The organism is Microbacterium sp. P03, from assembly GCF_043556235.1.
GTDB lineage: Bacteria > Actinomycetota > Actinomycetes > Actinomycetales > Microbacteriaceae > Microbacterium.
Genome location: NZ_JBIGIM010000004.1, coordinates 179,231 through 203,503 on the forward strand (window position 1 = coordinate 179,231; position 24,273 = coordinate 203,503).

Sequence of the window (24,273 nt, forward strand, 5' to 3'; positions counted from 1 at the left end):
AGTGCACGCGTGCCTCTCGATCCGGTCGCCTACCAGCCGTACGCCGACCCCGACGACTTCATCCGCGAGGTCACCGACCTCATCTGGGTGGACCGCTCGATCAGCTACATCCGCGAGAACTACGAGCCCGACTCGATCGTGCACGGCGCGTACGGCACGTCGACCACTCGGGACGAGGTGATCGAGGGGACGCTGATGCGCATCTCCTCCACTCCCGACCGCACCGGCCAGGCAGAAGACGTCATCTGGGAAGCGCGCGGCGATGACGCGTTCCTCAGCTCGCACCTGGTCCTCTCGGGGCAGCTGCAGACGTCGGAGTACAGCAGGACGATCGCGAACTGCCTCTACCGGCGCGGCCGGATGGTGGAGGAGTGGGTCGTGCGCGACTCGCTCGCCGGCGCCCTTCTCCGTGGCGACGACCTCGATGAGCTCGCCCGCGCCCAGGCGTTCCGCGGCTATACGGGGTCGTGGACCGAGCCGGCGCCCCGTGATCCGATCGCCCTCGGCGACTCCGGCGCCCGCCCTGACGACCACCGCCCCGAGGTCGAGACCGTGCTCGACATGATCCAGACGGTGTGGAACGACCGGGACCTGCAGAAGGTCGACAAGTTCTTCCACCGCGACCTGGTGCTGCTCACCGTCGGCAACCGCCTGGTGATCCGCCCCGAGGGCTACCGACGCGCGCTCCTGCGCTTCCTGGAGGCCTTCCCCGCCGGACAGTTCGAGATCCGCGACATCCAGACCAACTACGACGTGCGGTACGCGGGTCTCCGCGTAGCCGTCACCTGGAAGTTCGTCGGCGCATACAACGGCAAGCCCGACTACGGCCCGCTCACCGGCGCGCCCGTCGACGTGCTGGGCATCTCCCAGTTCACCTTCCACAACGGCGCGCTCGTCAAGGAAGTGCGCCTGTGGGATGACATCGCCCTCCGGGCGCAGATCGCCGGCATGCGCGGCGACGAGCCTGTCGGCCCCACGAACATCTACTGACACCTCCTGAAGAGAAAGAAGAGAACATGAGCACCGGTCACCTGAGCCACGACGTCATCGTCGATGGGCACGAGATCGAGCGTCGCACGATCCGCAAGACCGATTGGGTGCCGCACAACGCGGCCTTCATCGACTGCCGCACGCCGGGGTCCGACCGCAAGGAGAACTACGCGTTCATCGGCGGCGGCGTCTCGCAGAACGCCGGCCAGGTCATCAACCTCACCGAGGAGCACGGATTCAACACCGGCGCCGCCGGAATGCCGGCAGGGATCTCGAACAACCTCCACCTGCACTTCACCGCCGAGGTCTTCGTCAACCTGGGCGGCCAGTTCCGGCTCCGATGGGGCATCGACGGGAAGCAGGGCGAGTACGTCAGCACCGACGGCGACATCATCTCGATCCCGACCTGGATCTTCCGCGGCTTCACGAACGAGGGCCCGGACGACGGCATCCTCTGGACCGTCCTCGGCCGCGACGTCACCGGCGGCATCATCTGGGGTCCGTCGGTGCTGAAGGAGGCCGAGTCGTACGGCCTGCACCTCACCGCCGACAACCAGCTCATCGACACCGTCGCGGGCGACGTCCTCCCCGAGGGCGCCACGCTGATCAAGCCGATCCAGCAGAAGTACATCGACGAGCTGACCACCTACTCGGTCGACGAGATGCGGGGCCGGGTCATCCAGCCGGGCGACCGCGTCTACAGCCGCAACGCGCTCTTGTGCGCGAGCCTCCCCGGAGGTGCCGCCGAGCTCAGCCTCGCGATCGGGTACGGCATGAGCGAAGACCGCCGTCAGATACCCAACATCCACGAGCCGCACTCCTTCAACATGGCATGGGTGCGCGCCGCGGCGGACGAGGGGCTGCTGCGTCACCGTCACGACAAGACGCAGGCGCTACTGGTGAAGTCGGGGCGCTGGGCGATCACGCTCAACGGCGACCCGGCGACGACGATCGAGATCGGCCCCTCGGACTCGTTCTCCGTACCCGCAGGCGCCTGGCGGGCGTTCCGCTGCATCGAGGCCGGCGAATCGGGTGCGGGCGAACTGCTCGTCGTCAACTCGGGCGACGACCGCGTCTACCTGGAGTGGGCCCCCGAGGTCGTCGATGCGGCGCGCGACGCCGACTGGATGATCGATCCGAACGGCTACCTCGCCCCCGTCGGCGTCATGGTCACCGCCACGGAAGACGACTGAGCGGTCGTACGACCGTCACTGCATGACTCGAGAACTGCGCGTCGCCGCGACCTCGCCCGAGATCCATCTGGGCGAGGTCGTCGGCAACTTCGCACGCATCCGGACCGCCGTGGAGCGGGCCGTCCAGGAGGGCGCGCAGCTCATCGTGCTCCCCGAGCTCGCAACCAGCGGTTACGTGTTCGCCGATCGGGACGAAGCGGCTGCGGCCGCGGTCCCGCGCGATCACGCCGGATGGGCGGATCTCGCGTCGGCGTTGCCCGCGGGGACCGTGGCCGTGGTCGGATACGCGGAGCGCGACGAGGCCGGGCTGTTCAACTCCGCCGCGGTGCTCACGAACGACCGGAGGATCGGCGACTACCGGAAGTCCCACCTGTGGGGGGCTGAGGCGGTCCTCTTCGAGCGAGGACCGAGCGCGGGCGCGATCTTCGACACCCCGCTGGGCCGCCTCGCGGTCGCCATCTGCTACGACAACGAGTTCCCCGAAGTGCCGCGCCGTCTCGCCCTCGGCGGCGCCGATCTCCTCGCGCTGCCGGTCAACTGGCCCCTCGTACCGAGGCCCGAGGGCGAACGGGCCCCCGAGACCATCCAGGCGATGGCGGCTGCCCGATCTTCTCGACTGGCCACGGTGATCTCCGACCGCCGGGGCGCCGAACGCGGTGTCGAGTGGACGGGCGGCACAGCCGTCATCGACGAAGACGGGTGGGTCGCCGCGAGCGCCGACGATCGCGGCTCCGCGGTCGCGACGCTGAGGCTGCGGGCACCGGGCGACAAGACCCTCCCCCCGCACAACGACCTCTTCGCCGACCGCAGACCCGACCTGTATTGAGAGACGGATGCCGCGGCATCCGTCTTCACCTCACCCCGCGCGGGACCGCCCCTCGTGCTCGCCGACCTTGGCCAGCAGTGTGCGCTCGGCCAGCTCGGCGAGGCGTCGCGTCGCGGGCGAGAGGTAGGCGCCCTCGCGTTGGACGAGCGCGATCGTGTCGAAGAGGGGCTCCGCGAAAGGCGTGACCTCGACGCCCGGAGGGAAGGACGCGGACTCGGCGATCGTGCGCGACACGATCGTGTCGGCGGCGCCCGTGGCGACGAGGCTCAGCGCGGTCTCGACGTGCTCGACCTCGATGGCGGGGTCGATCGTCAGCCCCTCGAGGCGCGCACGCTCGAGCAGCTGACGCCGCGTGGGATCGTTCCAGCCCGCGTAGGCGTCGTACAGCACGAGCTTCGCGCGGGCGACCTCGTCGATGCGCACGGCGCCGTCACGGGCGTTCCGACGTGTTGACGCGTAGAGCACCTCGTCGCGGAACAGCGGGGTGATGCGGAGGCCCCGCTCGTCGATCGGCAGCACGAGCAGGCCGGCCTCGATCTCGCCGGCGGCGATCGACTCGGCCACGAGCGCCGAGTTGAGGCCCACCAAGCGCACCTTGACATTCGGATGCTGCTGATGGAAACGCTGTACGAGGTCGGACAGGTCGTAGTACGCGGCGTTGCGCAGCACCCCGAAGGTGCAGGTGCCACCCTCGAGCGCATGCAGCGCGGCGATGGTCTCGACGCCGTTGGCGATCGCGCTGACGGCGAGTTCGGCGTGCTCCCGCAGCGCGATCCCCGCGTCGGTCGGCGTGAGGCGGCGCGGACCGCGGGTGAAGAGGCGGACGCCCAGCTCGCGCTCGAGGCGCGCCACCAGTTCCGAGATCGACGCCTGCGTCGCACCGAGTTCGACCGCCGCCGCCGTGAAGGACCCGAACTGCAGCGCGGCCAGAAAGGCCTTGAGCTGAGCGAGGGTCACGTGCCAATGGTAAACCCTGTGGTTCGCATCGCATGTACGGCTCTTGTGGGGGATCAGGCGAGGATCTACCGTCGTCGTATGCAATACAGCCCCCCTCTTCTGCAGAGCCTCGACGGCTCGTTCCACCACCTCAAGACCCCGCTCGTGGATGCGCCCGCCGCCCAGCGCGACCCCGCGGTCATCGCGACCGTCTCCGAGATGCTCGCCGACATCCAGCGCCGCGGCCTGGACGCCGTTCTGGACTACGCGCGTTCGCTCGACAACTACCAGGGCGGCGACATCGAACTCACCGCCGAGCAGATCGCCACCAGCGGCGACCGACTGCCCGCCGACCTCCGCGAGGCGATCGAACTCGGATCGGCTCGCACGAAGGCGTTCGCCGCCGAGCAGCGCGCGCATCTGGTCGACTTCGAAACCGAGCTGGTCCCCGGCCTCGTCACGGGCGCCCGGTACATCCCGGTCTCACGCGTGGGCGCGTACCTGCCCGCCGGACGCTTCCCGCTGACCGCGAGCGCCTTCATGACGGTCGGCGTCGCGAAGGCCGCCGGCGTGCCGACCGTGATCGCCTGCACCCCGCCGCAGCCGGACGGCGGCGCCAACGACGCGGTCGTCTACGCCGCACACCTCTCAGGCGTCGACCGCGTGTTCGTGCTCGGCGGCGTGCAGGCGCTCGCCGCGATGGCCTACGGGCTGCTCGGGGAGCCCCCGATCGACATGCTGGTGGGCGCCGGCAACGCCTTCGTGGCCGAGGCCAAGCGTCAGCTGTTCGGCACCGTCACGATCGACCTCCTGGCCGGTCCCTCCGAGGTCGCGGTCATCTCGGACGAGACGGCCGACCCTGAGATCGTCGCCGCTGATCTGCTCGGCCAGGCCGAGCACGGACCCAACTCCCCCGCCGCGCTCGTCACCACCTCGGAGGAGCACGGCCGGGCGGTGATCGCAGCCGTCGAGCGCCAGCTGACGACGCTGGCGACCGAGCCGATCGCGGGGCCCGCATGGCGGGACTACGGGGTCGTGACGGTCGCGAAGGACCGCGAGACCGCCGCGCTGCTGATGGATGATCTGGCCCCGGAGCACCTCGAGGTCATCACCGCCGACGACGACTGGTACCACGATCGCCTCCGCAACTACGGGTCGATCTTCCTCGGCGCCTGGAGCACCGTGGCCTACTCCGACAAGGGCATGGCCGGGACGAACCACGTGCTCCCCACCGCGGGCGGTGCCAAGCACAGCGCCGGGCTGTCCGTGTCGAGATTCCTCAAGCCGCTGACCTACCAGCGCATCGCCCGGTCGGCGACGCCCGAGCTCGCTCATGCCGTGCAGGTCATCTCCGACTCCGAGGGCATGGCTGCGCACAGCGCGACCGCAACGATGAGGCTCGCCGAGTTCGACGAGCAGGCGTAGCCGGGGCCGGGGCGGGGTGCGGTCTCGCCCCGGGTACCGCTCCGGCGCTCAGGCGCTCGCGCCGAGCGAGAACCCTTTCACGCCGAGCATCCCCTCCAGGGCACGGTGGAGGAGTGAGCCACGGACGCCCGCGTCGTTCCAGCGGACGAGAGCCTGGGCGTTGAGACCGTCGATCATGCCGAGCACCTGCCAGGCGGTGGCCGCGGCATCCGTCACGTCGAACTCGCCCGCCGCGACTCCGTCGGCGATGACGGTCTCGAGGGCCGCCTGCCAGGCGTCCATCTGCGTGCGGACCTGGGCGGCCAGCTTCTCGTTGCGGCGACCGAGCGCCCAGGCCTCGACCCAGACGACCGTGACGTCATCCCTCGTGCCGTCCAGCAGCGTGTCGACCATGGCCATCATGCGGGCCGTCGCGGTCTCCAGCGATGCGATCTCGGCCTGGACCTCGTCGATCTCGGTCGCGACGATCGACCCGAAGGCGTCGGCCACCACGACGTCCATGCTGGGTTCGTAGTGCGCGACGAGCGCGGGGGTCACATCGATCCGCGCGGCGAGGGCGCGGAGCGTGACGCCCGCGAGCCCCTGCTCGAGTGCGAGATCGCGGGCGGCCTGCGCGATCTCCGCCGACCTCTCGGCCGGCGACTTGCGAGCCGCCTTCTTGCGCGGAGCTGGTGACACCGGGTGCACTTCCCCTCGAACCTCTGCTCCCAGTCTATTGATCCGTTGATCAATGCGAGAGAGGGCGCGTCAGTGGCTCGACCGCGTGAGGAGCAGGTCGATCGTCCCCCGCGCAGGAACATGCACGGGCGATGCCGCATCCGCCTCCCACCCGTCGGGGAAAACATCCACCCGTGCATCGACCCCCTCGTCGGCGATGTTGTGCAACCGGAGGCGGACGCGTTCCTCGGCGAGGGGTCTCAGCTCCACCAGGATCTGCGCCGCCGGCTCCACCCTTAGGGGTGCGAGTGCCTGCAGCGGGGCCGGCCCGCGGTAGTGACGCGCCTGCAGCGGTTCTCGCAGGTCACGGCCGTACCGCCGCACGTCGGCTCGAGTCACAGCTGCCGGTCGGAAGCGGTAGCGGAACGTGCGGGCGATGTCCTGCCGCGCGGGGAAGTTCGTGAAATGGAGATTGTTCATCAGCCAGCTCATCACGTGACCGCGCTCGGTATCCAGCGTTCGGGCCCACTGACCCGTGTGGAACCCGCCGAGCTGCACCAGCGGAGCGTCACGCGTGCCCCAGAGGATGCCCTGACCATTCCCGCGAACGCCGATCGCCTGCTGGATGCTGTACCAGTCCTTGCTCGTATCCGGCAGTTGTTCCGACTCCGCCTGGAAGACGGCACCGGCCGTCTCGAGGAGGAACTCGGGCTCCTCGACGTCGAAGGGGAATGCGACGAAGATGCTCTCCGGACCGAAATGCTCGGGCTTGCGGACCTCGACGTCGACGTCGACGTCCGGCACGTCGTCCGAGATGGTGACCACCGTCTCGGCCTGCAGGATGCCCGGAAGTGCGGACCCCCACGAGATTCGTGTCAGGCGCCCCCCACGGGTCACGCGGACCGGGCCCGATCCATCGGCCACGACCGCCTCGAAAAGTGGCCCCGGATGCTCGGGATGGAAGAGTTTGGGCGACGTCGTCAGCATCGGATGATCGGATCCCTCGGCGACGACCTCGGCGACGACGGCGCCGAGGCCGCTCAGCCCGTCGGGGTCGATCAGCTCTCGACCTGTTCCACGATCGACCATCGAGATCACGCCGCCGCGGGAGGGGTCCACGATGAGCCGGTAGAGGTCGGTCTTCACGATGCCGTTGCCGGCCTCGTCTTCCTGCGGGACGGCGGGCACGTCGAAGGATGCCGTCGCGAAAGCAGGGACCGCGGCGGCGAGGCGCACGTGGCGCGCGCCGTCGACCTCGACGTCGACCACCTCGACGCGATCGGACTCCGAGTGATTGGCGACGACGACGCGCGCGACATCGCGGTCGGACGATGCGGGTGCACCCGCGTGGACGGAGCGGTACCACCCCTCGATGGCCAGGTCCCGGGCGTGGTCCCATGCGTCGTAGGCGAAGGCGGACTTCGCGTTGTGGTGGGAGTGCGTGAAGGTGGAGTGCGGTTTGGAGTACGTCTCCCAGCTCCCCCAGGTGTGCTCGCCGTACAGGAGCAGCTGCTCGTCGACGTGGGTCATCGCCTCGTGGATCTCGTCCGCCGTGCGGAGCCGCACCGGGCCGCGCCGGTATCCGAGGACCTCGGCCAGGGGCGTCGCCCGCTCGCCCCGTAGGCCTGCGAGGGCGAGCGAACTCTGCGCCGACCGGGCGAACGTCCCCGCCTCCCGGTAGACGGCGACCTCGCGGGCGGTGGAACCGTGTCCATGGGACCACCAGTCCGCCCACTCGCCCCGCACGAGGGGGATCTCGAAGCCCTGCGCCTCCCTCTCGAGCACGTCGACGGCCTCGTCGATCGTCGCCGTGCGCATGGGGAGGTCGGGGTGCCGGACGTTCCATGCGCGCACGACGTCGAGGAAGCGGTCGGTCGGCCAGCGATTGTCGTTGGCCGCATGGACCACCGCTGTCTGCCAGCCGTAATCACTCCGCCCTTCGAGGGCGGAGACGAACTCGGATATGCATCGATCCGCGAGTGCGACGTCCCCGTCGATGATTCCCCACTCCTCGCCGAACCCGTAGTGCGTCGACAGCCAGACGAAGATGCGGCGCCCTGTCGGAGCGACCCAGTGGAACCCCGACGGCTGGACGAACGGTGGCCGACCGTGGTCGGGGTTCAGCGCCATGACCAGGCGGTCGATACCGGCGTCCAGCATCTGATCGACGATCCCCCAGGACAGTCCGTTCACGTCACCGTGCTGCTGAGTCCGCGGGACGAGTCCCGCGTCGCGCATCGCGGAGAGCTCTTCGTAACCGGCTGCGGTCTCTGCGGCGCTCGACAGCTGCGTCATGTTGAGATACCCGCCCGTCACGCTGACGCGTCCTGCCGCGGCCAGATCGCGGAGCGCGGCGCGGCGATCAGGAGCAGCCCTCCGAAGGAAGTTCAGCACGGGGCGCGCGACCTCGAACGTCCAGCGGAACTCATCGTCCCTTCCGGTGGCCGGACCAGCGAGGTCCAGCACGCGGTCGACGATCCGCGCATGCATGTCGTCGATGATGCGGGGACTGTTCGTGTAGCCCACGTCATGGTGGGTATGGGGGACGAGGAGGATCTGGCGAATCGTCATGAGCTTCCGGGCGTGTCGGGGTCGGGGCGCGGAGGGGATGACGAAGGGCGAGCGGCTGTCAGCACGCCCGCCCTTCGACAGAGGTGATCAGCCTTCGGCGATGGCGTTCTCGTAGTCGCGAATCGCTGCCGATTGCGCGTCCTGTAGAGCCTGCTCCGGCGACTTCTCCCCGAGCAGTGCCGATGTGACGGCGTTGTTCAGCTCGGTGTTGATGGTCTGCCCGGCCGGTGACGAACCATAGCTCGTGCCGTAGCCCACCACGTCGTAGTAGGTCGAGATGACCTGGTCGAAGTTCTCGTTGCCGGACGGCTTGACGGACTTGTCGCGGATCTGCTGATCAGCCTCCGGCGAGCCGGTGAACAGCCCGGTGTTGATTCCCCCGTCCGCGGCGCGCGTCTCGTCACGGGCAGTACCCGCGGCGAGCCACGAGTCGAGCGCGGTGAGCTCGTTCATCCAGGCGCAGGCGGCGGCGGGATTCTTCGCGCCGACCGGGATGACGAACGACGATCCGCCGGCGACGGCGAACGGGTTGCCGTCGGAGTCCAGGAAAGGCACGGCGCGGATGTCGATCTCCTCGACGTAGGGGGCGAGCACGTTGGGATACCACTGCGCGTTGATCTGCGCACCGACCTGATTGGCCACGTACTGGTTGTTGTCTCCGAACGTGTCGAAGGAGTCGGTGAAGCTCTTCACCTTCGCGAACCCGCCCTGCGCGTCGTTGATCTCCTTGAGGAGTTCGATACCGGCCAGGTTGCGGGGGTCATCCAGTGTCGGCTTTCCGTCGGCGTCATTGAGCTGGCCGCCGAGGCCGAGGATCCACAGTCCGGAGGAGCCGGTCGACACCGGGTCGAATCCGAGACGCGTGGGCACGCCGCCCGACTCCTGGTACATCTTCTTGACGGCGGCGAGTAGGACGTCGGGCTGGGACGTGTCGATCTCCTCGGGAGTGACACCCGCCTCGTTCAGCACGTTCATGTTCACCAGGATGGCCGGGGGCTGGTAGAACTGCGGCACCGCCCAGACCTCGTCCTTGTAGGTGACATCGTCCACCACCGAGGGGTACCACAGTGTCGACGGGTCGACGTCCTGAGCCTCGAAGCACGCATCGAGGGGCTGGATGAGCCCCTGCGCCGCGTACTGGGTGACGTAGCGACGATCCATCTGCACGACGTCGGGAACGTCGCCGCTCGCCACGCGTGTGGTGAACTTCTGGGCATCGAACGCCGTCGCGTCCAGGTCGACGGTGACGTCGCCGAGCTGCGCTGCGGCGTAGTCGAGCCTCGCCTGACCCACGTCATCCGCGTTCTCGAACCCCCACGCGGACAGGTCGCCGGTCGGCGCGGCGGTGAAGTCGACGTCCGAGCCGGACGCGGTCTCGTCGCCACCGCCGGAGCAGGCGGCGAGCATCAGCGCAGATGCCGCCCCCAGCGCCACGATGGCAGTCATGCGCTTACGCATTTCGATCCTTTCGATTGGAGCGGTTCATTCCGCCCATCGCTGTGCTGGAGGTTCGCAATGTGGGAACCTTCCCACATCAAGCTAGCCACATGTCACAGTGATGACAAGAAAAAACCGCGTGTTTATGTGTTCGTGATGGTCACGATCTGGCATCGATGCCAGACCGTTGAAATCGAGCGCCACGAGGACGCTCGAAACTTCAGCCCTTGCGGCCCGTCGTTGCGATTCCTTCGACGAAATACCGCTGACCGAAGGCGAAGAGGATGAGCATCGGGATCGTCACGATCAGCGCCGCGACCATGACGTACTGGTAGTCACCTTGACCGCCGTTCGTGGGGCTGTACTTCGTCATCGCGTAGGCGATCCCGAGCGGTGCGGTGAATCCCTCGGGAGATCCCGCGTTGAGGTAGATCAGCGCCGACTGCAGGTTGTTCCAGCTCGCTTGGAATTCGAAGAGGAAGACGATGATGAACGACGGGATCGACAGCGGCATCGCGATGCGCCAGAACATTCCCCAATAGCTCGTGCCGTCCAACCTGGCTGCTTCGAAGAGCTCTTTCGGCAACCCCAGGAAGAACTGCCTCTGCAGGAAGATGTAGAAAGCCGAACCGAAGAGATTCATGCCGAAGAGGGGCACCCACGTGCCCAGCAATCCCGTCTCCTTCCAGATGAGGTAGATCGGGATCATCGTCACGGCGCCCGGCAGCATCATCGTCGCCAGGACGAGGCCGAACAGCAGGCTCCTTCCGGGGAACTTGAAGTATGCGAATCCGAACGCCACGATCGAGCTGGACACCGCTACCGCGGTCGCCGCCAGCAGCGCGATCGCGAGACTGTTGAACATCCAGTTCAGCAGCGGCAGCTGGTTCCACACGTCGACGTAGTTCTGCGGGAGGAACGTCTCGGGAATCAGCTTGTTGTCGAACACCTCGCCTCGGGGCTTGAAGCTCGCCGCGAGCAGCCAGGCGAACGGGTAGATGAACAGCAGGGCGAACGCGATGGCGACCACCCACAGCAGGAATCTGCCGATGAAGGTCTGCGGAGTCCAGATCTTGCGGCGCGGCTTCGGCTTGAGCGTCGGATCCACGGAGAGCGCCATCTCCGGCATCGGCTCCGCTACGCCGGGGGTCTCCTGAAACACCGACATCAGCGGTCTCCCTCGTAATAGACGAATCGGTTGCCGACCTTCATCTGGATGAAGGTGATCAGCAGGATGATGACGAACAACAGCCAGGCGAGCGCGGCCGCGAAGCCGAAGTTGAACTGACGGAAGGCCTGCTGGAACAGGTAGATCGCATAGAACAACGAAGCATCGGGAGCGGTGTTGGCCGTGTCTCGCCAGAACAGGATGTACGCCTGATCGAAGACCTGGAATGCGGCGATCGACAACACGATGACGTTGAAGAACATTGCACCCGAGATCATCGGAAGGGTGATCGAGAAGAACTTCCGGATCGGCCCCGCGCCATCGATCGAGGCGACCTCGTAGAGCTCCACCGGCACGTTCTTCAGCGCGGCGAGGAAGATGACCATCGTCCCGCCGACGGTCCACAGCGCCATGATCACGATGCTGGGCTTGACCCATGCCGGGTCGATCAGCCACTGCGGGCCCTCGATCCCGAAGACGCGCAGGAACTGGTTGACGGCTCCCGTGTTGCCGTTGAGCAGGAGGAAGAACACGGATGCCGTGGCCACCGCCGGGGTCATTTTGGGCAGGTAGTACAGCGTGCGGAAAACCCCGGCGCCCCGGGTGATCTTGTCCAGCACGAGTGCCAGCACGACAGCGAAGATGATTTCGGCCGGAACGGCGAGTACTGCGTAGAACAGCGTGTTGCCGAGAGCGAGCGAGACTTTCGGGTCCTCGAACAGCTGCGCGTAGTTCTCGAGTCCCACGGGACGAGAACGGTTGGTCGCCAGGTTGTAGCTGCTGAACGAGATGTACAGGCTGTAGATCATCGCGCCGGCGGTGAAGATCAGGAATCCCACGATCCACGGGGCGATGAACAGGTAGCCGGCGATGGCCTCGCGTTTGTTGTAGCGCACCTTGACCTTCGGCACCTTCGGCGCCTTCGCTCCACGGCGCCGCTTGATCGGCTCCCCGGAGGTGATCGCTTCCGCAGCGATTCCGATGTTGACGCTCATGGCGTCCGCGTCCTCGGGACGGGGGCAGAGACCATCAGTGGTTCCTCCAGCGATCATCGGTGGTTTGTGGCATCGTTACCACATCACTTCAGACTATAAGTCCCATCGCGCGTCTTGGCAACCAGGTGGCGCGGCCGGATCCGGTGGTTCTACGTCACTCGGAGGAGCCCCATGCGCTCGCCGGGTCGAGGGTCCGTGCACGTCTACCGGCCAGCGCGAGAGCGAGGTCGGCGGCCGATTCGAGCTCCTCGCAGAGGTCGACGGCGGTCGCGGCATCTTCCGCGCGGACGAGGCTGCCGTGGTTGGCCAGCAGGAGCACGTGGGCATGTGCGATACGTTCTGCGACACCCATAGTCAGTGCGACACTGCCGGGGGGCGCGTACGGCACGACGGCGACACGACCCAGCAGCCTGATCCGGTAGGGCGTGTATGCCGGGATCGGATCAGCGTCGCCGGAGTCGAGGCAGGAGACCGCGGTGGCCGCGCAGGAATGCAGATGAACGACGGCGCCGGTGTCCGGTCGGGCCCGGTACGCCGCGAGATGCATCCCGATCTCCTTCGTGACCGGCGGCCCGGAGATGTGTGCGCCATCCAGCCCGATGACCGCCAGGTCGTCGCTCGTCACGCGTCGCAGGGATGAACCCGACCGTGTGGCGTACACGATGTCGCCGTCTCGCACGCTCGCGTTGCCGGAGCTTCCCGGCGAGAGGCCCGCGTCCGCGAGTGCACGGCACGCGGCGATCAGATCGTCGATCAGGGTCATTCCCGGCCTTCCGCCCACGCCGACTCGAACAGGTCCTTCTCGCCGAAGTTGCCTGACTTGAAACACAGGTCCAACCGCCTGCCGCCGGAGTCCACGGCCGACATCCACGGCACGCCCGTCGAAACGACGCGCCGCACGCGGAGGCGACGCACTCCGAGGGCGTGGGCCACCGCGCCCGACGTCTCGCCTCCTGCCACCAGGATTCGTCTGATGCCGAGATTCTCGACGGCCAGTGCCGCCACCCGCCCCAGCACGGTTTCCAGAGCGGAAGCGGCCCGCGCGGAGCCCCAGCGTCGCTGCGCCGCGGCGACGGCCTCCGGCGCGGCGGTGACACTCACCAGCGCACGCGGCTCGCGCGCCACGAACGCCATCGCCGCACCGATGACGCTCTCGGGCGTGGCGACGGCCTCATCCGGATCGACATGCATCACGGGTCCGCGGAACGCAGCCACCTGCTCGCGCGTGCGCTCGGATCCACTCCCCGAGAGGATGAGTTCGCCTCCTGCGCTCGGCGACTCTGCCGGCGACGCGGGCGCGCGCGCGACCGTACGCGCGATGGCGACGGCGAGGCCGGCCGCCCCGCCCACGATGAGGTCACGCGAGCCGATGAGCGCGTCGGCGATCACGTCCAGGTCGCTCTCCTGGGTGGCGTCCACCAGCAGATGACGAACGCCGACCTCACGGCGCTCGGCGATCCTGGACCGCACAGCCGATGCTCCCGCACGTACATCCTCGAGAGCGACGCCGCCGACAGGGCGGCTCGTCTGTCGGGCGAGCACGCGGATGAGGTCGGGGTCCTTCATCGGAGTGAGCGGATGCTGCGCGACCGATGATTCCGACAGCAGTCGATCGCCGACGAACAGGTGACCGAGGTACAGCGTCCGGTGCGCGGCCGGGGTCGCCGGGGTGCCCACGGATGCTGCGTCCGACCCCCAGTCATCGATGAGCGCGTCGGCCACCGGCCCGATGTTGCCCGTATCCGTGGAATCGAACGTGGAGCAGTACTTCTGGTAGATCACCGTCGCTCCCCACGCGCGCAGGATGCGAGCCGACGCGACGCTCTCGGCGACCGCTGCGTCAGGGATCGCCGCGCGGGACTTGAGCGCGACGACCACGCAGGACGTGGCGGGCTCATCGTCGACGTCGGGCACTCCGAGTCTCACCTCGGCCGGCATGCCCGTCTGCGACACACCTCCCGCGACATCGCACGCGCCGGTGATGTCGTCGGCGATGACGCCCAGATGCACGCTCATCCGACGATTCGCACGATCAGTCCGCGCCCGCGGAGCGCTGCGACGACACCCTCGTCGGCGCGCGCGTCCGTCACGAGCACGTCGACGAGGGAGGAATCGGCGACGCGCAGCGGCGCCCATGCTCCCAGTTTCGAGCCGTCAGCCACCAGTACCACGCGCGCAGCCTGCGCCGCCAGGACGCGCTTCACCGCCGCGTCGAGCGCGTTGGCCCCCCACAAGGCGTCTGCGGTGACCGCGGTCGCGGACAGGACCGCGACGTCCGTCCGCACATTCGCGAGTGTCGCCTCGGCGAGAGGGCCGGCGAACGAGCGGGTGTCTGCCTGGTAGTGGCCGCCGGCGACGACGAGGGCGTCGGGACGTCGGCCGGCGACCGCCGAGATCACCGGAAGGGAGTGGGTGAGGACCATGTCGGCGCGGACGAAGGGGGCCATCGCCGCGACGGTCGTGCCGGCATCGAGTGCGACGCTGCTCGCCCCGGCGATCTCGCCGATCGCCGCCTCGGCGATCAAGTTCTTGTAGGCGGCGTCGATGACGTCGCGGCGCTCGAACGGGAGCCCGCTCGAGGGCGCCGCGGCTCCCCCGGCGACGCGACGCGCTCGTCCCTCGGACTCGAGCTGGTGAAGGTCTCGACGGATCGTCATCTCGGACACGCCCACACGCTCCGCGACATCGCCCGACGAGACGTACCCCTCCGTCGCCAGGATGCGGGCGATCTCATCCCTGCGCGCGGGGGCTCCGGTGTAGCGCATGACGACATCCAATCGAGCACGTCCCCCATTGTCAATCTGCTCACACAATTGCGAGAATGTTCATTTCATAACAGAATTGCCCGGGTGACGATCGTCGTGGGCGTGGACGTCGGCAGCACGAACACGAAGGTCGTGCTGATCGACGCGGTCGACAGCGGGCGCGCCGTCTGGACCGGACGGGCGGCGACGCCCGCTGACCCGTCGTCGTTGAAAGCGGTGATCTCGCGCCTGCTGAAGGCGGCGACGGCGACGACGCGCCTTCCCGTCGCCGCGATCGGCATCAGCTCGATGGCAGAGACCGGGGTGCCCGTCGACGGGCACGGCGTCGCCCTGAGCGCTTTCCTGCGGTGGGACCGCGTGCAGAACCGCGACGTCCTCGGCCGCGTGCTCGAGCGACATCCCGACCTCCCGCTGCGCAGTGGCATACCGGCGACGCCCAAACCGGCGCTGATGACGCTCCTCGGACTTCGTGAACACGCGCCGGAGATCCACGCGCGACTCGCGCAGTGGCGGGGCGTCGCCGATGTCGTCGTGGAGGCGCTCACCGGCCGGCACGCCACCGACCACACACTCGCGGCCCGCACCATGATGCTCGACACGAGGGCGCAGCACGAGCACCGGTGGGACACCGCATTGCTCGATGAGGCAGGTATCAGCGAGCAGGTCCTACCGCGCATCGTGCACGCCGGCGAGCCGGCAGGGATGACCGGACACGCCGCCGCCGGCTTCGGGCTGGGGCGTGACATTCCCGTGTACATCGCCGGGCACGACCATGCGGTCGGGGCCTGGGCCGCAGGCGCGCGCGGGGTCGGTGACATGGCGGACTCCCTCGGCACCGCCGAGGCGCTCCTGGCCGTGACCGATCGACCGGACCCACGAGCCGTGGCAGACGGTCTCTCCATCGGGCGCACGGTCGATGATCGTCACTTCACGGTGATGGCGGGCAATCCCGCGTGCGGCGGCCTGCTCGCGGCGTGGCCGGACGACGTTCTCGGACACCTCAGCCGCCTGAGCGCCGAGGCGTGGGACACGACACCCGCGGTGATCCTCCCCTATCCGCGCGGACGACAGTGTCCTGCGCCCGATCCGACGGCGCGCCTGCGTGTCCTCGGCGAGGACGAGGCGGATGTGCCGCGCGCGCTCCTGCAGTCCCTCGTCCTGCACTCCGCGTGGATGCGCCGCACGGTCGAGCGGGTGACCGGCGCGCGCGCCGACCGTGTCGTCCTGCTGGGCTCTCTCACCGATCGCATACCGGTCTGGGCGTCGCTCAGCGCGGCCATGGGCACGACGCCGGTCCGGCGATGCACATCGTCGGAGCCGGTCGCCGCCGGCGCGGCCCTGCTCGCCGCGGTACGCGCCGGATTGGCCCCGGAACCAGCGGTGCTCGAGACCGAGCCGGTCGTCCCTTGCCGCGCAGAGGGGCTGGACGCGGCCTACGACAGGTTCGTCGTCCACGCCCTCTCCGATCCCACCCACCCTCTCGAAGGAGATTCATGACCACCCTCGATGCCATCGCCCGTACCACCGGGACCTTCGCCATGGTGGCGATGGACCAGCGCGAGAGCCTGCGTCACATGTTCGATGCCGCCGGACGCGGCCGCCCGGACGACGACGTGCTGATCGGCTTCAAGACCGACGTCGCCACCGAACTCGGTCCTTCCGCGTCCGGCTTCTTGATCGATCGTCACTACGGATTCGACTCGATCCGCGAGATCGTGCCGACCACGACGGGTCTGATCCTCGCCGCCGACGCGCTCACGCAGGACGCCGGCGGTCCGGTCGAGGAGACGACCATCGACGATGTCGTCGCCCGGCATCCGCTCGACGGAGTGTCTGCGGTGAAGCTGCTGATCATCTGGCGGCGCGACGAACACCGGGAAGAACGGGTCGCGCTGGCGGAGCGCTTCATCGCCCTCGCCCGCGACCGCGGTGTGCTGTCCGTGCTCGAGCCCGTCGTCCGCGCCGCCCCCGGAGAAGGGGAGTGGGACATGGATGCTGCGATCCGCGAAGCCGCGCGCGAGCTCGCGTCCCTGCACCCTGATCTGTACAAGGCGCAGGTGCCGCTCGCGGGCACCGGCGACGAGCGTGCGCAGCGGGAGGCGAGCGCCGCACTGAACGACTGCATGACCGGGCCGTGGGTGGTCCTCTCCCAGGGTGTCGCGCAGAGCCGGTTCGAAGACGCCGTACGGGCTGCATGCATGGAGGGTGCCAGCGGCTTCCTCGCCGGCCGCGCTCTGTGGAGCGACCTCGTGGGCACTGAGAATGTCCGCGCAGGCCTCAGAGAGCGGGCACTACCCCGGCTCGAATCACTCATCCGGACCGTGGACGCCGTCGCACGGCCCTGGAGGGATGCATGAGAGTGGGTCTGCTCCACACGGTGCCGGCCCTGGCGCCGCTGTTCCACGATCTGCTGCGCGCACGACGCGGTGATCTGGACATCGTCCACGTGGTCGACCCCGCGCTCCTGGCCGACACCATCGCCGCGGGCGGGGTCACCGACGAGGTGGCCGCTCGCGTGCGCGGTCACGTGGAGTCGCTCGCCCGCGCAGGCGCATCGAAGGTCCTGGTGACGTGCTCCTCCATCGGCGAGGCGGCCGAGCGGGCCTCAGCCGACACCGGCGTGTCCGTCGTGCGCGTCGACGCGGCCATGGCGGGCACGGCCGTCGACCGCGCGAGCTCTGCGGGCGCGGAAACCGGGCGCGTCGGCACGATCGCGGTGCTCGCCACCCTCGAGGCCACGCTGGGCCCGACGGTCCGGCTCGTAGAGCGTGCGCTGACGTCGGCTGATGTGCGTGTGACCGCGACACTCGTGCCGCAGGCAGCCGAGGCGCGCGCGGACGGTGACGGCGCCACCCATGACAGGCTGATCGCCGCCGCCGTGGGCGCGACGGACGCGGACGTCGTCGTCCTCGCGCAGGCATCCATGGCCGCCGCTGCCGGCGGGGACACCCGCGTGCTGACGTCGCCCGAGAGCGGCGCGACCGCGTTCGTCGACGAGCTCGGTGCCGTCGTGTGAGCGGAGTCACCCTCCTCACCTACGTCGACCGCCTGGCTGCTGACCTCGCGGGGCTGTCGCGCGTGCTCGCGGAAAGTCTTCCGCAGTTCACCGGGGTGCACATCCTCCCCTTCTTCACCCCGTTCGACGGTGATGACGCCGGGTTCGACCCGGTCGACCATTCACGGGTCGACCCGCGTCTGGGCGGATGGAACGACGTCCGCCGCATCTCCCGGGACAGGGATGTCACCGTCGATCTGATCGTCAACCACGTCTCGGCCCATTCCGCCGAATTCGTCGACTGGCTCGACCGCGGCGACGCTTCCCCGTCCGCCGGGATGTTCCTCACGTTCGACGCGGTGTTCCCCGACGGCGCGGGGGAATCCGAGATCGCCGCCTTCTACCGGCCGCGTCCCGGGGTGCCGTTCACCCCGTACCGCTCGGGCGACGGACGGCGGCGGCTCGTGTGGACGACGTTCATGCCGTCGCAGATCGATATCGACGTGCGACATCCCGCCGGCATCGCCTACCTCGAACGACTCGCCGACGCGCTGTCAGCGGCCGGCGTGTCGACCGTGCGACTGGACGCCGTCGGCTATGCGGTGAAGACCCCGGGAACCGACTCGTTCATGACCGAGGACACGCTCGTCTTCGTGCGGCAGGCCGCGAGTCTCATCCGCGACCGCGGCATGCGCGTCCTGGTCGAAGTGCACGCGCACTACTCGCAGCAGCTCGCGATCGCGCCGCTCGTCGACCTGGTCTACGACTTCGCGACACCGCCCCTGCTTCTGCACGCCCTCGGTACGGGGCGCGTCGATCGACTGGCCGAGTGGATCGGAATGCGGCCCGACAATGCCGTCACAGTCCTCGACACGCACGACGGCATCGGCATCATCGACGCCGGACCGGGGGCCGGCCAGCGGGGCCTCCTTTCGGAGGAGGAGATGGCGGACGTGTTCGCGCGCGCCGCCGTCGCCACGAACGGCCACTCGACGCTCGCTTCGGTGACCCCGACCTGGGCCGGCATGCCTCACCAGATCAACGCCACGTTCCTCAGCGTCCTCGGAGGCGACACCCGCCGGATGCTCCTGGCGCGCGCCGTGCAGATCTTCCTGCCGGGCGAGCCGCAGTTCTACTACGTCGGGCTGCTCGGTGGCGAGGACGATCGCGAGCGGTTCGGCGCCACCGGTCAGGGACGCGACGTCAACCGCCACCGCTACAGTCCGCAGGAGCTCTCCGCGGCACTGCGGACACCCGTCACACGGGGTCAGCTCGCTCTCGCCGAGCTGCGCAGGCACCCCGCATTCGACGGCCGGTTCGTGTGGACCTCGCCCGACGCGGGGTCGTTGCAGCTGAGCTGGACCAACGGCTCGCGCCATGCGCGCCTGGACGCACGATTCGACAGGCCGGGCTTCGAGATCCACGTCGACGGCGCCCCTTACCCGATCGTCGAGTGAAGGGCGCGCTGACGTCATGGCGGCAGGCCGGGGCGCGTCCGAGACCTCCGAACCTGGGAACGCTGCCACATAGGATGACGCACATGACTCGCCCGTCGATGACCGAGACCGTGGACCGCATCACCATCCGCGGGGACGACTACGCGCTGTCGTGGTCGACCGGCGCACGCGGCGTGGCCCGGTCGCCCTATCTGGAGCTGGGTGACGCGGCCGGGTCTCGCTGGTCGCGGCTGTGCGTGCTCTCCAGCGTCCACACCCAGCAGGGCCAGGACGAAGCACTGTCCATCGACGAGCCGACGGTCTCCGCCGACGGCGACGCCCTCCTCGTCTCGATCGCCACGCGATCCAGCCACTGGTCGGCGCGGCGCTTCGTCGTCCGGTGCACGGCGTCGGCAGTGGAGTTGCGGGTCGAAGCCGAGGGTTTCGGCGACATCACCGACGTCACCCTCGCCGGGGGCGACGGCATCCTGCCGACGGGGGCATCCGGTACGTTCCGTTCGTCGATCGACGCGGCGTCCCTCTATGTGCCTTCGCCGACGGAGCCCGTCGCGTTCGTCCGCCCCGCCTCCGCCGCAGCCCTCCTCGGGATCGTCGGGGATGCCGACCCCGGACGCCTGCACGGCATCTTCTCTCCCCCACCGCTCGCGTTGGCGTGGGGTCGATCCGCGCCCACCGGCCCCACCGTGCCTCCCGCCGGAGACTGGCTCGCGATGTCGGTCCGAGCGCCCGTCGAAGACCTTCGGTTCACGACCCTCGCGTACGAGCCCCTCGACGGTGGATTCCTCCTGCGGCTCAGCTATGAAGGACACACGCCGGTGAAGGGTGTCTGGCGGTCGCCGATCGTCGTGCTCGCACCGGTGTCGACCCCGCTGGACGCGCTCCTGCACCACCGCGCCGATCTCGTGGCCCACGGGTTCGCCGAGGACGCCGGATCCGTCGTCATCCCCTGGTGGCGAGAGCCGATCTTCTGCGGGTGGGGTGCACAGGTCGCCCGGGGTGGTGCACCGGCGCCCGATCTGTGCCGCCAGGACATCTACGACGAATTCCTCGCGATCATGCGTGCCGCCGACCTGAGACCCGGCACCGTCGTGGTCGACGACCGCTGGCAGGAGTCGTACGGCACGGCGCAGCCCGATGTCGACGCGTGGCCCGACCTCCGGGGATGGATCCGTGCCCGTCACGCCGAGGGCAGCAGAGTCCTGCTGTGGTGGAAGGCGTGGGATCCCACCGGATTGCCCGTGGAGGAATGCATCACGGACGCGGCGGGCCGAGCGATCTCGGCCGATCCGGGCAGTGGGGCCTATCTGGCGCGGCTGCGCGCGATCGTCGCTCGTCTGCTCGCTCACGACGGCCTCGACGCCGACGGTTTCAAGGTGGACTTCACGCAGCGGGCGCCGAGCGGGCGCTCCCTCATGCCTGCAGTCGGCAGTGACGGCGTGTGGGGAATCGCAGCGCTTCATCGCCTGATGGCCGAGATCCACGGCGCCGCCCACGCGGTGAAGTCCGACGCGCTCGTCATCACTCACACCGTTCATCCGTCCTTCGGTGACGTCACCGACATGGTCCGCACCAACGACGTGCTCGAGCTCGACGTGGCAGGTGATCCCGTGCCCGTCGCAGATCAGCTCCGCGCCCGGCATGCGATCGCGACACGCACACTGCCGCGGCATCCGATCGACACCGACCAATGGCCCATGCCCGGCCGCGCGGAGTGGCTCGACTATGCGAGGGTGCAAGCCACCCTGGGGGTGCCGGCGCTCTACTACCTGGAACGGGTCGCCGAGGGAGAGACCATCGGCGCCGAGGACCTCGCCGTCATCCGAGCCACATGGGATGAGTACCGGAGGACCCTCCGGTGAGTCCCGTCGAGATCGCACCGGGCGTCTGGCGCATCGCCGACACGTGCGCCGTGTATCTCATCGTCGACGTCGACGCCCGCCCGGGCGAGCGCGACGCCGTCGCGATCGACTTCGGATCCGGGACGGCTCTCGACGAGATCGCCGGCCTCGGCATCCGGTCGATCACCGATGTGCTGATGACGCACCATCACCGAGACCAGGGGCAGGGGCTGCCCCGCGCCGTGGCACACGGAGCACGCATCCATGTCCCGCCGGTGGAAGTGGAGTTGTTCGACCGCGTGGAGGAGATGTGGCAGACGCGTCAGCTGGACAACGACTACAACCTGCGTCAGGACCGGTTCTCGCTCCTCGAGTCGGTGCCGGTGCACGCCACCGTTCCGGTCTACCGCGAACTGCATCTGCCCGGCGTCACCGTCCGCGTCCTCCCCACCCCCGGTCACACACTGGGCTCGGTCACCTACCTCCTCGATCGTGGCGCTGCCCGCGTCGCCTTCACCGGAGACCTCATCTACGCGCCGGGGAAGGTGTGGTCGCTGGCGGCGACGCAATGGTCCTACACCCAGAACGAGGGCCCCGCCATGACGGTACTCAGCAGCATCCTGCTCGGCCGTGAGGATCCCACACTGCTCGCACCCTCGCACGGTGCAGTGATGACCGACCCTCACACGGCGCTGGCGCAGCTCGCCGACACGATGCAGGAGTACGTCGACAGCAGACGTTCCTCCCCCTGGGATCTGGCGGACCGCCTCGACCATCCCTTCACCGCCCTGACGCCGCACCTGCTCCTGAACCGCACCTCCCTGTCGTGTTCGTACGTCCTGCTCTCCGCCGGCGGCGAGGCCCTTGTGATCGACTACGGCTATGACATGACGACCGGCATCGTGCTCGGCCAGGAGCGCGCCGCCCGACTGCCCTGGCTCGCGTCCCTCCCCGCTCTCCGCCGCGATCACGGCGTGGAGCGGATCACGGTCGCGCTTCCCACTCACTACCACGATGACCACGTCGCGGGCCTGCCGCTCCTCAGGGAGGTCGAGGGCACGCAGCTGTGGATCCCGGAGAACGTCGCGCCGACCATGGCCGATCCGTGGCGGGAGGACCTTCCCTGCCAGTGGTACGACTCCATTCCCGCCGACCGCGTGCTCCCTCTCGAGGAGCCGTTCTGCTGGAACGAGTACGTGATCACGGCGCATGCGCAGCCGGGGCACACGCTCTACGCCGTCGCGTACAGCCTCGAGGTCGACGGGGTGACGGTGGCGTTCACCGGCGACCAGCAGGAGGGCCTCGGCGGACGCGACGGCCGTCGGGACGTCATGAACTACCAGTACCGCAATCTGTTCCGACTCGGCGACTATCCGCAGAGCGCCGCGCTGTACCGCCGCATCGCGCCGGGCCTGATGGCGTCTGGTCACTGGGAACCGCGGTGGACGGATGCCGCGTACCTCGACGACCTCGTAGAGTCCGGTGCGCTCGTCGACGATGTTCACGAACGACTGCTGCCTCTCGACGAAGTCGGAATCCCCGCGGACGGTCAGCTCGCGCGCATCTCCCCGTACCGTGCCCGCGTGGGATGCGGTGACACGGTCGCCTACACGGTCAGGGTGCGCAATCCGTTCGACCGGGAGGCGGACGCGTGGCTGCGCGTGGTGCTGCCGCTAGGCTGGCGGTCATCCGAGGCGGAGATGGCCGCGCGGCTGGGCCCTCATGAGGAAGTGACCATGCAGTTCACCGTCGTCGCCGACACTGCCGGCCGCCGCCATCGACTCGCGATCGACGTCACCATCGGCGATCGGCGGCTCGGACAACACGCCGAAGCCATCCTGGACGTGCGCCCGGTGGGCGGATGAGTCGCGAGTTCCCGATCGCTCGTGCGACCATCAAAGACGTCGCCGCTGCCGCCGGAGTCTCTCGATCTACGGCGTCCCGAGCTCTGTCCGGGCACGGATACGCGGCGCCCGATGTGCGCGATCGGGTCCGCGCCGTCGCCCTCGAACTCGGCTACGTGGTGGACGCCACCGCGCGGAGTCTGAAACAGCGCACCAGCCGATCGATCGGCGTGCTGGTCTCTGACCTGCGGAACACCTTCTACGCCGAACTGGCGTCGGGCGTCGGCGCCGAGGCCCGCAGCGCCGGTCGTTCCATCGTCCTGGTCGATCTGCACGGGGTGGGCGAAGACGAACTCGAATCGGTGGAGACACTCGTGTCGTCGCGCGTCTCCGGTGTGATCGCCACACCGGTGTCCGCCGCGCTCGCACCCTTCCTCGCCCGCCGGGGGGTTCCGCTCGTCGAGGTGGACCGTCGCTTCGATCCGGCCGGCACGGACGCGGTCGTCGTCGACAACCGCTCCGCCGCGCGCGAGACCACTGCCCGGTTGCTGGCCCTCGGCCATGAGCGGATCGCCCTGCTGATCGACGAGACCGAGTGGACCACCGGAGACGAGCGGCAGCGCGGATACCTGGACGCACTGGCGGCACGGCGCATCCGCGTCGACGAGAGCCTCATCGTGCCCGCGGGGTGGGATGCCGCTCAGGCACAGGAGGCGGCCACCGCCCTCCTCTCGCGCCCGCAGGCGCCCACCGCGGTGTTCGCGGCCAACAACGTCCTCACGGAGGGCGTCTGGCGCGCGACGCAGGCCCTCGACCTGTCCGTGCCCGACGACCTCAGCATCGTCGGCTTCGATGATGCCCCGTGGATGAGCATGGTGGAACCAGGGATCTCGGTGCGGCGCCAGGACACCCTCGGACTCGGTGCGGCCGCCGTGCGCACCCTGCTCGGTCGCATCGAGTCACCGGATGCCCCGGTGCAGACGATCGTGCTGCCGACCGTATTCGTCGACCGCGGCTCGACGTCCGCACGGCGCTGACGCTCCGCATCGCTCCGCGCCCTGTCCCACTCCGGAGCCCCCCCCCCCCCGGCCGGGGTGTTGCTGATCCGGGATCTAACCTTGTACGATGTGGGAACGATGTCACATTAACTCGTCGACAATGACCGTCGTACGGATG

The 24,273-nt window shown here is 68.9% G+C and carries 20 protein-coding genes; 11 read left to right on the forward strand and 9 right to left on the reverse strand.

The window, feature by feature from the left end; translation table 11 throughout:
- Positions 1–9: 9 nt before the first annotated feature.
- The 3 genes from ACFXOO_RS12140 to ACFXOO_RS12150 are packed head-to-tail and all read left to right on the forward strand — an operon-like array spanning position 10 to position 3,009.
- Complete coding sequence (locus ACFXOO_RS12140) at positions 10–990, forward strand: ester cyclase (protein ID WP_394563729.1); 981 nt, start codon at positions 10–12, stop codon at positions 988–990.
- Positions 991–1,016: 26 nt separating this feature from the next.
- Positions 1,017–2,183, forward strand: a complete 1,167-nt coding sequence (locus ACFXOO_RS12145; RefSeq protein ID WP_394563730.1) for a hypothetical protein — start codon at positions 1,017–1,019, stop codon at positions 2,181–2,183.
- A 22-nt stretch (positions 2,184–2,205) separates the two neighbouring features.
- Positions 2,206–3,009, forward strand: a complete 804-nt coding sequence (locus tag ACFXOO_RS12150) for a nitrilase-related carbon-nitrogen hydrolase (RefSeq protein ID WP_378852992.1) — start codon at positions 2,206–2,208, stop codon at positions 3,007–3,009.
- 30 nt (positions 3,010–3,039) lie between these two features.
- Here ACFXOO_RS12150 and ACFXOO_RS12155 read toward each other — a convergent pair whose 3' ends face one another.
- The gene (locus ACFXOO_RS12155) at positions 3,040–3,966 is read right to left on the reverse strand and encodes a LysR family transcriptional regulator (RefSeq protein ID WP_378842984.1); all 927 of its coding nucleotides are present in this window, start codon (positions 3,964–3,966) and stop codon (positions 3,040–3,042) included.
- 78 nt (positions 3,967–4,044) lie between these two features.
- On the opposite strand from ACFXOO_RS12155, the gene hisD reads away from it, so the two are divergent.
- Positions 4,045–5,370, forward strand: a complete 1,326-nt coding sequence (gene hisD, locus ACFXOO_RS12160) for a histidinol dehydrogenase (protein ID WP_378842982.1) — start codon at positions 4,045–4,047, stop codon at positions 5,368–5,370.
- 48 nt (positions 5,371–5,418) lie between these two features.
- On the opposite strand, the gene ACFXOO_RS12165 is transcribed toward hisD, so the two are convergent.
- The 8 genes from ACFXOO_RS12165 to ACFXOO_RS12200 all read right to left on the reverse strand — a co-directional run bounded on the left by ACFXOO_RS12165 (position 5,419) and on the right by ACFXOO_RS12200 (position 14,963).
- The gene (locus tag ACFXOO_RS12165; RefSeq protein WP_378842980.1) at positions 5,419–6,048 is read right to left on the reverse strand and encodes a TetR/AcrR family transcriptional regulator; all 630 of its coding nucleotides are present in this window, start codon (positions 6,046–6,048) and stop codon (positions 5,419–5,421) included.
- 69 nt (positions 6,049–6,117) lie between these two features.
- Entirely contained in the window at positions 6,118–8,598 is a 2,481-nt protein-coding gene (locus ACFXOO_RS12170; protein ID WP_394563731.1) for a hypothetical protein, read from the reverse strand.
- A gap of 87 nt (positions 8,599–8,685) precedes the next feature.
- Entirely contained in the window at positions 8,686–10,044 is a 1,359-nt protein-coding gene (locus ACFXOO_RS12175) for an ABC transporter substrate-binding protein (RefSeq protein ID WP_378842976.1), read from the reverse strand.
- A gap of 211 nt (positions 10,045–10,255) precedes the next feature.
- Positions 10,256–11,203, reverse strand: coding sequence for a carbohydrate ABC transporter permease (locus ACFXOO_RS12180; protein WP_378842975.1), 948 nt, complete (start codon positions 11,201–11,203; stop codon positions 10,256–10,258).
- Entirely contained in the window at positions 11,203–12,198 is a 996-nt protein-coding gene (locus ACFXOO_RS12185; protein ID WP_378842973.1) for a carbohydrate ABC transporter permease, read from the reverse strand. Before ACFXOO_RS12185 ends, ACFXOO_RS12180 begins: the two co-directional genes overlap by 1 nt.
- A gap of 154 nt (positions 12,199–12,352) precedes the next feature.
- Complete coding sequence (locus tag ACFXOO_RS12190; RefSeq protein ID WP_394563732.1) at positions 12,353–12,961, reverse strand: class II aldolase/adducin family protein; 609 nt, start codon at positions 12,959–12,961, stop codon at positions 12,353–12,355.
- Entirely contained in the window at positions 12,958–14,214 is a 1,257-nt protein-coding gene (otnK, locus tag ACFXOO_RS12195; RefSeq protein WP_378842969.1) for a 3-oxo-tetronate kinase, read from the reverse strand. The genes ACFXOO_RS12190 and otnK overlap by 4 nt, the downstream gene beginning before the upstream one ends.
- A complete protein-coding gene (locus tag ACFXOO_RS12200) occupies positions 14,211–14,963 on the reverse strand; it encodes a DeoR/GlpR family DNA-binding transcription regulator (RefSeq protein ID WP_378842967.1) in 753 nt (250 codons plus the stop codon). Before ACFXOO_RS12200 ends, otnK begins: the two co-directional genes overlap by 4 nt.
- 84 nt (positions 14,964–15,047) lie before the next feature.
- Between ACFXOO_RS12200 and ACFXOO_RS12205 the strand changes: the two genes are divergently transcribed.
- The 7 genes from ACFXOO_RS12205 (at position 15,048) to ACFXOO_RS12235 (ending at position 24,134) form a co-directional block, all read left to right on the forward strand.
- Positions 15,048–16,460 (forward strand): L-fuculokinase, encoded by a 1,413-nt coding sequence (locus ACFXOO_RS12205; protein ID WP_394563733.1) that lies wholly within the window; start codon positions 15,048–15,050, stop codon positions 16,458–16,460.
- Positions 16,457–17,320, forward strand: a complete 864-nt coding sequence (locus ACFXOO_RS12210; RefSeq protein ID WP_394563734.1) for a hypothetical protein — start codon at positions 16,457–16,459, stop codon at positions 17,318–17,320. The genes ACFXOO_RS12205 and ACFXOO_RS12210 overlap by 4 nt, the downstream gene beginning before the upstream one ends.
- Positions 17,317–17,979 (forward strand): aspartate/glutamate racemase family protein, encoded by a 663-nt coding sequence (locus tag ACFXOO_RS12215; RefSeq protein WP_394563735.1) that lies wholly within the window; start codon positions 17,317–17,319, stop codon positions 17,977–17,979. Before ACFXOO_RS12210 ends, ACFXOO_RS12215 begins: the two co-directional genes overlap by 4 nt.
- The gene (locus ACFXOO_RS12220; protein ID WP_394563736.1) at positions 17,976–19,415 is read left to right on the forward strand and encodes an alpha-amylase family glycosyl hydrolase; all 1,440 of its coding nucleotides are present in this window, start codon (positions 17,976–17,978) and stop codon (positions 19,413–19,415) included. Before ACFXOO_RS12215 ends, ACFXOO_RS12220 begins: the two co-directional genes overlap by 4 nt.
- 83 nt (positions 19,416–19,498) lie before the next feature.
- On the forward strand, positions 19,499–21,274 hold the full coding sequence (locus ACFXOO_RS12225) for a hypothetical protein (protein WP_394563738.1): 1,776 nt from the start codon (positions 19,499–19,501) through the stop codon (positions 21,272–21,274).
- Positions 21,271–23,118 (forward strand): MBL fold metallo-hydrolase, encoded by a 1,848-nt coding sequence (locus ACFXOO_RS12230; protein WP_394563739.1) that lies wholly within the window; start codon positions 21,271–21,273, stop codon positions 23,116–23,118. Before ACFXOO_RS12225 ends, ACFXOO_RS12230 begins: the two co-directional genes overlap by 4 nt.
- Complete coding sequence (locus tag ACFXOO_RS12235; RefSeq protein WP_378842953.1) at positions 23,115–24,134, forward strand: LacI family DNA-binding transcriptional regulator; 1,020 nt, start codon at positions 23,115–23,117, stop codon at positions 24,132–24,134. The genes ACFXOO_RS12230 and ACFXOO_RS12235 overlap by 4 nt, the downstream gene beginning before the upstream one ends.
- The last annotated feature ends 139 nt before the right edge of the window (positions 24,135–24,273 follow it).